This is a genomic window from Clostridium sp. CX1, from assembly GCF_025398335.1.
GTDB classification, from domain to species: domain Bacteria; phylum Bacillota; class Clostridia; order Clostridiales; family Clostridiaceae; genus Clostridium_AM; species Clostridium_AM tanneri.
Genome location: NZ_JAODOO010000009.1, coordinates 103,874 through 117,013, shown reverse-complemented (window position 1 = coordinate 117,013; position 13,140 = coordinate 103,874). Strand labels below are relative to the sequence as shown.

General features: G+C 32.5%; 10 protein-coding genes. 9 read left to right on the top strand and 1 reads right to left on the bottom strand.

Annotated features, from left to right (window positions below):
• The first annotated feature begins 71 nt into the window (after positions 1-71).
• The 3 genes from N4T77_RS11705 (at position 72) to N4T77_RS11700 (ending at position 3,097) form a co-directional block, all read left to right on the top strand.
• Positions 72-1,085 carry an alpha-hydroxy-acid oxidizing protein gene (locus N4T77_RS11705; RefSeq protein WP_261671983.1) on the top strand — a complete coding sequence of 338 codons (1,014 nt, stop codon included), beginning with the start codon at positions 72-74 and terminating at the stop codon, positions 1,083-1,085.
• 374 nt (positions 1,086-1,459) lie between these two features.
• Positions 1,460-2,002 (top strand): FkbM family methyltransferase, encoded by a 543-nt coding sequence (locus N4T77_RS20290; protein ID WP_396125122.1) that lies wholly within the window; start codon positions 1,460-1,462, stop codon positions 2,000-2,002.
• A gap of 198 nt (positions 2,003-2,200) precedes the next feature.
• Entirely contained in the window at positions 2,201-3,097 is an 897-nt protein-coding gene (locus N4T77_RS11700; protein ID WP_261671982.1) for a phosphate butyryltransferase, read from the top strand.
• A gap of 156 nt (positions 3,098-3,253) precedes the next feature.
• On the opposite strand, the gene N4T77_RS11695 is transcribed toward N4T77_RS11700, so the two are convergent.
• Entirely contained in the window at positions 3,254-4,714 is a 1,461-nt protein-coding gene (locus N4T77_RS11695) for an aminotransferase class I/II-fold pyridoxal phosphate-dependent enzyme (protein WP_261671981.1), read from the bottom strand.
• Positions 4,715-4,945: 231 nt separating this feature from the next.
• On the opposite strand from N4T77_RS11695, the gene N4T77_RS11690 reads away from it, so the two are divergent.
• The 6 genes from N4T77_RS11690 to N4T77_RS11665 all read left to right on the top strand — a co-directional run bounded on the left by N4T77_RS11690 (position 4,946) and on the right by N4T77_RS11665 (position 13,050).
• Positions 4,946-5,521: a 50S ribosomal protein L25 gene (locus N4T77_RS11690; protein WP_261671980.1), complete on the top strand. Its 576-nt coding sequence runs from the start codon at positions 4,946-4,948 to the stop codon at positions 5,519-5,521.
• A 159-nt stretch (positions 5,522-5,680) separates the two neighbouring features.
• Positions 5,681-7,411, top strand: a complete 1,731-nt coding sequence (locus N4T77_RS11685; protein ID WP_261671979.1) for a phospho-sugar mutase — start codon at positions 5,681-5,683, stop codon at positions 7,409-7,411.
• A 245-nt stretch (positions 7,412-7,656) separates the two neighbouring features.
• Positions 7,657-8,724 (top strand): tetratricopeptide repeat protein, encoded by a 1,068-nt coding sequence (locus N4T77_RS11680; protein WP_261671978.1) that lies wholly within the window; start codon positions 7,657-7,659, stop codon positions 8,722-8,724.
• Positions 8,725-8,768: 44 nt separating this feature from the next.
• On the top strand, positions 8,769-9,683 hold the full coding sequence (galU, locus tag N4T77_RS11675; protein WP_261671977.1) for a UTP--glucose-1-phosphate uridylyltransferase GalU: 915 nt from the start codon (positions 8,769-8,771) through the stop codon (positions 9,681-9,683).
• Positions 9,684-9,822: 139 nt separating this feature from the next.
• A complete protein-coding gene (locus tag N4T77_RS11670) occupies positions 9,823-11,667 on the top strand; it encodes a nucleoside-diphosphate sugar epimerase/dehydratase (RefSeq protein WP_261671976.1) in 1,845 nt (614 codons plus the stop codon).
• Positions 11,668-11,733: 66 nt separating this feature from the next.
• A complete protein-coding gene (locus N4T77_RS11665) occupies positions 11,734-13,050 on the top strand; it encodes a nucleotide sugar dehydrogenase (RefSeq protein ID WP_261671975.1) in 1,317 nt (438 codons plus the stop codon).
• The last annotated feature ends 90 nt before the right edge of the window (positions 13,051-13,140 follow it).

Here is a 13,140-nt window from a genome sequence, read left to right as displayed (position 1 = left end):
AATTTAAAGCATTACTGACTTCAAGTAGTAAGACTTGGATTTGATAATGAACAAAATGGGGAGGAATTAAAATGGATTACAAAGAGGTATTGAAAAGCGCACGTGAAAATTTGAATGGAAGCTGTAGGGTTTGTCCAGTATGTAATGGAAAAGCTTGCTCAGGAGAAGTGCCAGGTATGGGAGGGAAAGGTACAGGAGATGCCTTTTTAGGTAATATAGAAGCATTAAATTCATATAAGTTAAATATGAGAGTTATACATGATGCCAAAGACCCAGATACTTCAATTGAGTTATTTGGAAAGAAGATGGAAGTTCCTGTTTTTGCAGCACCTGTTTCTGGAACAACCTTAAATATGGGTGGTAAGTTTACAGAAGAAGAATATATTTCTTGGGTGATAGGCGGATGTCTAGATGCAGGAATTTACCCAATGGTAGGAGATACTGCGGTAGACTCATTTTTAATTACAAACTTAGAACAATTAAAGCAATTTAACGGAGAAGGAATTGCTATAATAAAGCCTTGGGAAAATAGCAATGTTATTAAAAAAATAAAGCTTGCTGAAGAAGCAGGTGCTTTTGCTGTTGGAATGGATATCGATGCAGCAGGACTTATAACTTTAGCACTTCATGGAAAGCCAGTTGGACCTAAGACTGTAGAAGCTATAAAAGAAATAGTAGAGAGTACAAAGCTACCATTTATATTGAAGGGTATAATGACTGCTGATGAAGCAGAATTAGCGGTAAAAGCTGGTGTTGATGCTATAGTAGTTTCAAATCACGGCGGAAGAGTACTTGACCAAACTCCAGGGGTAGCAGACGTACTTCCTGAGATTGCAGAAGCAGTTAAAGGAAAAGTTACTATACTTGCTGATGGTGGAGTTAGAAACGGAGTAGATGTACTAAAAATGTTAGCATTAGGTGCTGATGCTGTATTGATTGGAAGACCTTTCGTAACCGCTTCCTTTGGAGGACAAAGAGAAGGTGTTAAGGTTTATATGGAAAACTTAAAGAGTGAATTAAAATCAGCTATGGTACTTACTGGATGTAAAAACGTGAAGGAAATTACAGATAGAATTATTTACTAAATCTAATATCAAATAAAGTTTAAAGGCTCCAATTTTTTATGTTTTTTACAAGACTATAAAAATTGAGGGCCTTTAAATTTTAAATAAAATATAAGATAACATAAAGTTTCGTTGTAACTAAATAAAGCTCCTATAAATAGAATATAGCAAAATAAGCTATGATTATAAAAATTATATATAATTTAATAATCAATAAGTTATGTTGAAGCAATGGAAAAGATAAATAGGAGATAGGTGATTTTATGAGTAATATTATAGATGGACAGATTACTAAGTCTATTGAAATGTCGGACATTAAATTTCCCATATCATATAGACCGGATACAACAGATACTATATTATTAAATAGTATTTTTTAAAATAACCAATATAAAATTCCTTTTGAAATAAACCCTAAGTTTATCATTGATGGAGGTGGCAATGTAGGATTTACTGCAGTATATTTTGCTAACAAGTATCCTGAGGCTACTATAATTTCTATTGAACCAGAAAGCTCAAATTATAAGATATTAAAACACAATACTAGTTTTTATAAAAATATAAAGACCCTTCAATCAGCACTATGGAATGATGATGCTGGAGTAAAAGTAATAGATATCGGGCATAGGGAATGGGGGTTTATTGTTGAACCATGTGTAAAAGAGGTAGAAGACACCATTAGAGCAATAACAATTAGTAGCATACTAAAGAATTCAGGTTTCAATGAAATTGATATTTTAAAATTAGATATTGAAGGTTCTGAAAGAGAAGTATTTTCTTCAAATTATGATCAATGGCTTTCTAAAGTTAAAATTTTGATTATTGAGATTCATGATGATATGAAAATAGGAAGTAAAGAAAATGTCTTTAACGCAATTTCACAGTATAACTTTGAGATGTCAAGTCTAGGAGAAAACTTGATCTTCATAAGAAAATAAGTTATTAGTGGATAAAAAGTAAGATGACATTTTATGTAGAAACAATTAAGGAGGTGTAACTCTGATTATACCTCTTTTTCTTAGTCACTATTGGATATACCGATACTGCTTTAAAACTAATGCTTTTCCAATAATATGAATAGATGATATAATTATAAAGGGTTAAAAGGATTACAATATAAAAGGAGGAGATGTTTTATGATAAAAAAGCTTGATGAATTATTAAATTTAGCAAGAGAAAAGGGGAAAAAGACTTTATCAGTAGCTGTTGCTCAGGATAAAGAGGTTTTAACGGCTGTTACAGAGGCTGTTAAGCTAGGTATAGTAGATGCAATTTTAGTTGGCGATGAGGAAAAAATAAAGAAAATAGCAGAAGAAGATAATCTACATATGGATAACATAAAGATAGTAGATGAGAAGAATATATTAAAGGCTGCAGCAAAGGCTGTGGAGTTTGTTTCAAATGGACAGGCTCATTTTATTATGAAAGGTATGCTGGGAACTGCTGATTTGTTAAGAGCAGTTTTAAATAAGGAAGCAGGACTAAGAGGCAGCGGATTATTATCTCATGTTATGGTTTATGACGTACCTGCTTATCACAAGCTTATATTATTAACAGATGGAGGTATGGTGCCATACCCTACATTGGAAGACAAGATAGGTATAGTAAATAATGCTGTAAAGGTAGCACATAAGTTGGAGATAGAAATGCCTAAGGTAGCACCAATTTGTGCTGTAGAGGTAGTAAATCCTTCAATGCAGGCTACTATGGACGCTTCAGTACTTAGCCAAATGAATAAAAGAGGACAGATAAAGGGATGTATTATTGATGGACCACTAGGTTTAGATAATGCCATATCCAAACTAGCTGCAGAGCATAAGGGAATTGTTAGTGATGTTGCAGGTGATGCAGATGTTCTTTTAGTTCCTAATATAGAATCTGGTAACTTCCTCGGAAAATCAATGACCTATTTTGCAAATTCAGAGAGTGCAGGAGTTATTATGGGAGCTAAGTGTCCTGTAGTTCTTGTATCAAGAGCTGATTCTGCTAAGTCAAAGCTTTATTCAATAGCACTAGGTTCAGTGATATCTTAGTTTATCAGTAAGAAAAATTTATAATAAAGGTCAGTTAGACTTTAATACTAAATTTTAATCATAAGCAAAAGAGAGGTACTTTAGCACATTACTAAAATACCTCTCTTTCAGTTTTCAGCTATTAAAGCTTGATGAAAGTCTATTTGCATATAGGCTTTACCTTACGACCTTAATATTTTCTACTTCTGGGTCTTCAGTTCCTTGAACATATAATCCAGTATCTTTAAGTTTTTGAACATAATCTACAATTTCTTGTGTAATCTCTTCCCCAGGGCATAATACTGGTATTCCAGGTGGATATGCCATTAGGAATTCTGCACTTACTTCACCAATACTGTCTTTTAAAGCTACACGAGTTTTAGTGCTGTTAAAAGCTTCTCTTGGTAACTTTAATAGTTTTGGTATAGCAGGCATATCTATGAAATCAGATTTCTTGTTATCATTTCCATAGTATTCTTCACTTATTTCCTTTAAAGCAACTAATAATGCATCTATACTTTCTTTAGTATCACCAAAGGAACCAACAGCTAAAACGTTATATAAATCTGATAACTCCATTTGTATATGATACTTACTTGATAATATCATATCTAAATCATAACCTGTTATACCAAGGTCTCTGCAGGTTATTGTTATTTTAGTTGGGTCTAGAGCATAAACCCCTTCGTTTCCAAGAATTTCTTCACCGAAGCAATAGAATCCTGGGATTTTATTTATTTCACTTCTAGCATAATTTGCAAGCTCAATAGTTTTATCTAAAAGCTCTTCTCCGTTAAGAGCAATTTGTCTTCTTGCACAGTCTAAAGAAGCCATTAATATATATGAAGGAGATGTTGTTTGTAAAAGAGATAAAATTTGCTGAACTCTATTTATATCAACACGTTCTGAGCGAACCTGTAATAGTGAGCATTGAGTTAAAGCTCCAATTATCTTGTGAGTGCTTTGAGCACAAATATCAGCTCCAGCTTCCATTGCTGATATTGGCAATTTATCATTAAAACCAAGGTGTGGTCCATGAGCCTCATCCACAATTAAAGGAATATCGTAGCTGTGAACTATGTCTGCTATTTTCTTTAAATCAGTAGCCACTCCATAATAAGTAGGATTTATAACTAAAACTGCTTTTGCGTCAGGATTTTCCTTTAGAGTTCTTTCTACAGTTTCAGGAGTAACTCCATGAGCTATACCTACGTTTTTATCAAGGGCTGGTTGCATGTAAACTGGTATTGCACCACTTAAAATAATTCCAGCAGTAACAGATTTGTGTACATTTCTTGGAATTATTATTTTATCCCCAGCAGATACCACGGACATAATCATTGCCTGTATGGCACCTGAAGTACCATGAATTGAGAAGAAAGCAGCATCAGAACCATAAGCGTCAGCAGCTAACTTTTGGGCTTTTTTTATTGGCCCTGTAGGATGATGAAGACTATCAACTAATTTAAAAACAGTAACATCAATTTTAAATGGATTTTGACCAATAAAGTTTTTAAATTCCTCATCTATACCTATTCCTTTTTTGTGACCAGGAACGTGGAAAGGAATCGTTTCTCTATTTACATACTCCATTAATGCGTCAAATAAAGGAGTTTCATTTTGATCTAATTTATACACCTTGATAGAGCACCTTCTTTCATGAAAATATACCCTTTAAACACCGATGGTTAAAGGGTTGGCCTAGGTTTTCTCTTAAACCAATATAATTATATGTTAATTGTATAGTAAATGCAACAATATGAATTGATTTTATAAAATAAATATTTTATACCCAGAGTTATGAATAATATGACAGACTTTGTAAATAATGAATAATGTGAAAAAACATAAGGTTGGGAGGAATATAACATGGAAAATCTTATATTACATAAAAGGGAAAAGAAAACCCTACACGATGCTAAAAAAGGAAGAAGATCAGGTATCATACCTGGAGTTATCTATGGAAAACATATGAACAACATAATGTTTGAAATTGGTGAGCTAGAGTTAAGTAAGGAAATTGCAAAGAATGGAGAACATGCAGTATTAAATGTTGACGTAGATGGGGAAACTCATAGAACTTTAATTAAAGAGATACAAAGAGATCCAGTACATAATAAGATAATTCATTTAGACTTAGAAGAATTAAAAGAAAATGAGACAGTAGTTACAGAAATACCAATTTTATTTAGTGGTGAAGAATTAATAATGAAAAAGGGTGGAGCTGTTCAGAAGGAGAAGAGCAGCGTCAAAGCAGTATGTAAAAGTGACAATATACCTAAATGTATTAATGTAGGTCTTGCTTCTTTAAATGTAGGAGATGCATATAGATTAGCAGATGTAGAAATGGCACAGGATATCACTTTTATGGAAGGATTAGATACAATTATTGCTACTATAACAGTGAATAAAAAACCATCAGATATACCTGAAGAAAATTCTTAATATAATTAATATATTTCTAAGCTATGGGAATAATTTTAATGATTATTCTCATAGCTTTTTATATGTTTGAAAATATAATATAATTATATTATAATTGTTTTTATTTTACAGATTAAGTATAATAGTAAATATTGGATATTACTGATTGGGAGGTTGGACATGTATTATAAGGAAAGATATTATTCATGGCTAGATTCGGAGCTTGTTGATGATAAGGCAAAAGAGGAACTAAGAAACTTAGAAGACGAAAAAGAAATAGAAGATAGATTTTATAAAGACCTAGAGTTTGGAACTGGTGGCCTTAGAGGGGTCATAGGTATAGGAACTAATAGGATGAATATATATACTGTTGGTAAGGCTACTCAGGGATTAGGAGAATATTTACTGAATAAGTATAACCAAGAGGTTTCTGTAGCTATAGCCTATGATTCTAGAATAATGTCAAAGGAATTCGCAGAAGCAGCTGCCTGCAACCTATGTGCCAATAATATAAAAGTATATCTGTTTGAGGATTTAAGACCAACACCTATGCTTTCATATACAGTAAGACATTTAAACTGTAAGGCTGGTATTGTAATAACTGCTTCTCATAACCCAAAGCAATACAATGGGTATAAGGTGTACGGAGAAGACGGTGGACAGGTTACTGATAAGTCTGCAAAGGAGATTTTATCCTATATAAAAAATATATTAGATTTTTCAGAGATTAAAACTATGAATATAGAGGAAGCTAAAGAAAGCGGTCTTCTTAACATAATAGGAGAGGAAATAGATAAAGCTTATATAGAAAAGGTAAAGGACTTAACTATAAGAAAGGACCTAGTAAATAACCGTGCTGAGGACTTAAAAATAATATATACACCGATCCATGGAACCGGAAATATGCCAATAAGAAGAGTTCTTAAGGAGTTGGGATATAAAAACCTAAGTATAGTTAAAGAACAGGAACAGCCAGATGGAACTTTTCCTACAGCTGATTACCCTAATCCAGAAGAGCCAAAGGTATTTAACATAGCTTTAGATATGGCAAAGGAGATTCAACCGGACATAATATTTGGAACAGACCCTGACTGTGATAGAATAGGAATAGTAGTAAAAGACAGTTCTGGAGAGTACAGGGTGCTTACAGGAAATCAAACAGGGGCTCTTTTAACTCACTACATACTATCCTCTTTAAAGGAATTAAATCAATTACCTGAAAGTGGTGTAGTGGTTAAAACAATAGTTACTTCTGAAATAGCAGCAGATATTTCCAGAGAATATGGTGTTGAATTAATAGACGTTTTAACAGGTTTTAAATATATAGGAGAGAAAATAAAAGAGTTTGAAGAAGATAATAGAAAGTACTTATTTGGTTTTGAGGAAAGCTATGGATATCTTGCTGGTGACTTTGTTAGAGATAAGGATGCAGTTATTGCAGCAACCTTAATATGCGAAATGACTCTTTATTATAAAAATAAAGGTATGAGCCTATATGAAGCTTTAATGGGCCTCTATGAAAAATATGGATTTTATAAGGAAAAATTATTTTCACTAGAATTAAAAGGAAAAGAGGGTCAAGAAAAGATAGAAAAGGCTCTTGAGTTTTTAAGACATTCTATGAGTCATACCATCGGAGGCGTTAAAATCGTTAAAAAAGCAGACTATAAGCTAAGTATAGAGAAGGATTTAGTAGATATAAAGGAAAGCAAGATTGACCTACCTAAGTCAAATGTACTTAAATTTACTTTAGAAGATAACTCCTGGTTTGTTATCAGACCTTCTGGTACCGAGCCAAAGATGAAGATTTACCTATCAGTTATCGGAGAAAACTTGGAAAATGCAGAGAATAAGATGAAGTCATTTGAGCAGGATGTTAAAAATATTATAGATAAAGCTTGCAACTGCTAAGGATATTTTAAATCTAATTTAAATATAGGTATGTCTAGGTGATTACTTTGTATTGCATAGATATACCTATTACAAAATCAGGTCTATTTAGAAGCATAGCATAACATACTTGATTCAGGGAACCAGGGAAAAAGAAATAGAGGTACCTGTTTTTTGTTTGTCTTTATAATATTTGCTTATGTTTATAGTTTATAGTAAAATTCATAGTATTGGAAAAATGAAAATATAAAGTGGGTGTTCAATTTATGGATGTTAAATCACGTTTTGCAGATAAGCTAAATGAAATACTATTTTTAGAGGTAAAGAAAGAAAAGATTAAAAGAATATTTAATACGGAAATCCTAGAGGATATTTACTTACCAGTAAAGTCATCTAATATAGTGGATAACGTTAAATCACAAAAGGATATGGATCAAATACCACTAAGCTTTTTTATTGAAGGAATGGTCTATGTATTAGGAGCAGATGAAAATTTCAGATTTAATAATGAGTATAAGACAATGCTTCTTAATATAAAGGATGCAATTCTGTTCACTAAAAGTAAAATTGCGTTAAATGTAAAAGAAAAGAAATATGAAGATGCATATATTTTGCTTAAAGGACTACTAAATATAGATGACAGCGTAGAAGTCTACGATAAAATAATAATAATGGCTGAAGAGTTACGAAACAAGGATAAATCTTATAAAGAAGAGGAACTGGAAATTATAGAAAAGGCTAAGGTAAAGGAAGGATATCCATTACCATATTTTTATGAAGCAATTATAAGAAGAGAAGAGGGAGACTTTCAGAAGGCACTATTTTGCATAAACAACTATATTGCAAAGGGCGGCGAACAAACCGTTGAAGTTACTGAATTAAAGGAATCCTTAAAGCTGGTAATAGACTACGAAATGGGTAAGGAAATCTTATTTGAGCAGCCAAAGGAAGCCTTGAAATTGTTACTTCCATTACTTCAGGACTTTGGAAATGATGCCACTTTGTATTACTATATAGCAGTGGCCTATAGAATATTAGAGAATTTTGAAAAGGCTATATACTATCTAAATGAGGCACTAAGTATAGACAGCAATATTGTAGAAGTGGTAAATGAACTAGGTATAAACTACGCTTCTTTAGGAAATTTTGAAAATGCAATAGCATATCTTAGAAAGGCCTTTGAGGTTACTAAGTCTGTTGAAATATGTACTAATCTTATTATGTGCTATTTAAACAGTGGAGACGTTGAAAGTGCTAGAAAACACTTAGATATTGCAAAGAAGCTTGATCCTAAGGATGAAATAGTAGTTCAATTGGAAGGCATGATGGGGTAGTAAATAGATTTTTGTTTTTAGGGTAGTGAAAGGGGAGTTTTGTTATGAGAGTAAAAAAGGCTATAATACCAGCAGCGGGATTAGGCACTAGATTCTTACCAGCCACTAAGGCTCAACCGAAGGAAATGCTTCCCATAGTTGATAAGCCTACAATACAGTATATTATAGAAGAGGCTGTCGCTTCAGGCATAGAACAGATATTAATCATAACAGGAAGAAACAAAAGAGCTATAGAAGATCATTTTGATAAATCTGTTGAGCTTGAAAATGAACTAGAGAGTCATGGAAAAGAAGAATTGCTAACTTTAGTTAGAGGCATATCAAATATGGCAGATATATATTATATAAGACAAAAGGAACCAAGGGGGCTTGGACACGCCATAGCTTGCGCTAGAACCTTTGTTGGCAATGAGCCCTTTGCAGTAATGCTTGGAGATGATGTAGTTGATAGTAAGGTTCCCTGTTTAAAACAATTAATAGATTGTTTTAACGAATACAAAACTTCTATTATAGGAGTTCAAGAAGTACCGGATGATCAGGTGTATAAATACGGAATAGTCAAAGGAATGCATATAGAGGACAGAGTGTATAAGGTAAAGGACTTAATTGAAAAACCAAAAGTAGAAGAAGCACCTTCAAATATTGCTATTTTGGGAAGATATATAATTACTCCATCTATATTTGAAATACTAGAAAATACTGTTCCAGGAAAGGGCGGAGAAATTCAGCTTACAGATGCATTAAAAAGATTAATAAACAGCGAAGCAATGTATGCTTATAACTTTGAAGGAAGAAGATACGACGTTGGAGATAAATTAGGGTTTCTTCAGGCTACCGTTGAATATGCTTTAAAGAAAGAGGAAATCAGAAAGCCTTTTATGGAATATCTTATAACTTTGAAGGATACAGAACTGTTTAAAGAAGTTCATAGTAAAGTCTCATCACAGAAAGATATATAATAATATAAATTGCTGGGGCGGTGTACTACTACTGCCCCTTTAAATTTAAAAAAAATATTGAATAATTTTTTCTATGATGTACAATAGAAAAGAGAGTTTTTAATAAAACTTTTATAATAATCTTTGAGGAAGTGTTAACGTGCAAAAAGGTAAAAAGCTCATAGCATACGATATAATTTTCCTTATAGTGTCGCTATATTTTTCTTTATTGCTAAGATTTGATTTTAATATACCACAGGAATACATGGTATTTTTAAAGTTATCCATTATTCCTGTGGTAGTTATAACTTTAGTAGCTAATAGATTCTTTAACCTATATAATAGTATATGGAAGTACGCATCTGTAGAAGAATTAATTTCTATTATATATTCTCTATCCTTATCTAATGTTATTTTTATAATTTACAGCTATGTTGTAAACTATAAGTTCTTAGAGAATAGATACTTTAGATTTCCTTTCTCAGTGCATATAATCTTCTGGATTCTATCCGTTGTTGCCTTAGGGGGAACAAGATTTATATACAGAGTAATTGAGCATAATATGGGAGAAAAGACATCTAAAAATGAGGAAAAAAATCTTCTTATAATTGGTGCAGGAGACGCATCAGCTCTTCTCATAAAGGAAATTAGAAGAAATAAAGAAATGAACTATAACATAGTCGGCCTTATAGATGATGATGATGCTAAAAAGGGAAAGCTGATAAATGGTATAGAAGTTATAGGTGGAAGAGACAGAATAATTAGTACTAGTAAAGAAAAAAATGTAGAAGAAATAATACTGGCTATTCCTTCAGCAGATTTAGAGACTAAAAGGGAAATTGTAAACATATGTAAGCAAACTCAGTGTAAGCTTAAAACTCTTCCTGCTATAGATGAAATAATTGATGGAAGAATAAATATAGGTAAGCTTAGGGAAGTAAATATTGAAGACTTACTTGGAAGAGAAGAGGTAAAGCTTAATAACGAGAATATTAATAAATATATAAAGGATAAAGTAATACTTGTAACTGGCGGCGGTGGATCTATTGGATCTGAGCTGTGCAGACAAATAGCTAAGTTTAGTCCGAAAAAACTGGTTATATTAGACATATATGAGAACAATGTATATGATGTACAAATGGAGCTAAATAGAAATTATCCTGAACTAGAAAAGGAAATAATCATAGCTTCAATTAGAGATAACAAGCGTATTCGAGAAATATTTGATACTTACAAACCGGATGTAGTTTTCCACGCAGCTGCTCATAAGCATGTTCCTTTAATGGAAGGAAACCCAGCAGAGGCAATCAAGAACAATATTATTGGAACTTATAATGTGCTGAAATGTGCTGATGAATTTAAAGTTAAAAAATTTGTCCAAATAAGTACAGACAAAGCAGTTAATCCAACTAATATAATGGGAGCAACTAAGAGGTTCTGCGAGATTATGGTTCAAGCCTTTGATAAATCAAGCAGTACTGAGTATGTAGCAGTTAGATTTGGAAATGTTTTAGGAAGTAATGGTTCAGTTATTCCTTTATTTAAGAAACAGATTTCTCATGGAGGACCTGTTACTGTTACCCATCCAGAAATAAATAGATTCTTTATGACTATACCAGAAGCAGCTCAATTAGTTATTCAGGCTGGAGCCATAGCCCGTGGAGGAGAAATATTTGTACTAGATATGGGCAAACCTGTTAAAATAGTGGATTTAGCTAGAGATCTAATAACTTTATCTGGTTACAAGCCAGATGTAGATATAAAGATAGAGTATACAGGATTAAGACCAGGGGAAAAACTATATGAAGAGCTTTTAATGGATGAAATAGCATTAACATCTACAGAACATAATAAAATATTTGTTGAAAAACCTAATAACATAGAGATGGACTTTGTGGAAAAATCTATAGAAGAATTTAGCAAAGTATCATCTATGGATAAAGAGGATATATTCAAGCTTGTAGAAAAGAAAGTTCCTACTTATAAAAGAAAAAAGAATAACTAAAAGTCATACGGGAGACGTAATAGTCAATAACTATTACCAACTTCTAAGGAATACAGGAGGGAAAAAATGTCACAGTTAAAAGATGAATTAATGAAAAAACTAGAAAATAAAACAGCTAAACTTGGTGTTGTTGGATTAGGATATGTAGGACTTCCCCTTGCAGTTGAAAAAGCTAAAGCGGGATATGAAGTAATTGGCTTTGATGTTCAAGAGCAAAAAGTCCAAATGGTAAATGAAGGACATAACTATATAGGTGATGTAGTTGATGAAGACCTAAAAGGGCTTGTAGAGTCAGGTAAGTTAAGAGCAACTACAGATTTCAGCTTTGTTAAGGATGTAGATACAGTATGTATCTGTGTGCCTACTCCACTTGATTTATACAAACAGCCAGATATATCCTATGTTGTAAATTCAACAAAAAGCGTGGCAAAGTATCTTCATAGAGGAATGCTTATAGTTCTTGAAAGTACTACTTATCCAGGAACAACAGAAGAAGTATTAAAACCAATACTTGAGGAAAGTGGGTTAAAGTGTGGAGAAGATTTCTTCCTAGCTTTCTCACCAGAAAGAGTTGACCCAGGTAATAAAGAATTCAAGACTAAAAATACTCCTAAGGTAGTTGGAGGATGTACTGCTGAATGTACAGAAGTAGCAGCTACTCTTTATAGAAATATACTTGAGGGAGAAATCTACACAGTTTCTTCGCCAGCAGTAGCAGAAATGGAAAAAATACTTGAAAATACTTTTAGAAATATAAATATAGGTCTAGCTAATGAAATGGCTATATTATGTAAAAGAATGGGCATAGATGTTTGGGAAGTAATAGATGCTGCTAAGACTAAACCTTATGGATTTATGGCATTCTACCCAGGTCCAGGACTAGGTGGACACTGTATACCACTTGATCCATTCTATTTAGCATGGAAGGCAAGAGAATACGACTACCATACAAGATTAATAGAGATTTCCGGGGAAATAAACGACATTATGCCTGAATTTGTAGTTGATAACGCTATGAAGCTTTTAAATGAACACAAGAAAGCAATGAATGGAGCGAAGGTTCTTCTTCTAGGAGTTGCTTATAAAAAGGATATAGATGATCCAAGAGAATCTCCAACTTTAAAAGTTATGGAGCATTTAGAGAAAAATGGAGCAGATATGATAATTAACGATCCTTATATACCAGAATTCAAACATGCTGGTAAAAAGTATTATACAGTAGATTGGAAGGAAGTAATAGATGAATCTGATATAGTTATCATTACTACTGACCATAGCTGCTATGATTATGAGGAGATTGTATCTAGAGCTAAAATAGTTTACGATACAAGAAATGCTACTAAAGATGTTAAAAATAATAGAGAAAAGATTTTCAAACTATAATGTATAGTTTAGACTTCTAAAATTAAATTAAGAAATATAAATAATTGACAATGGACAATTGACAATGGACAATGAAGGTTGATGTTTCTT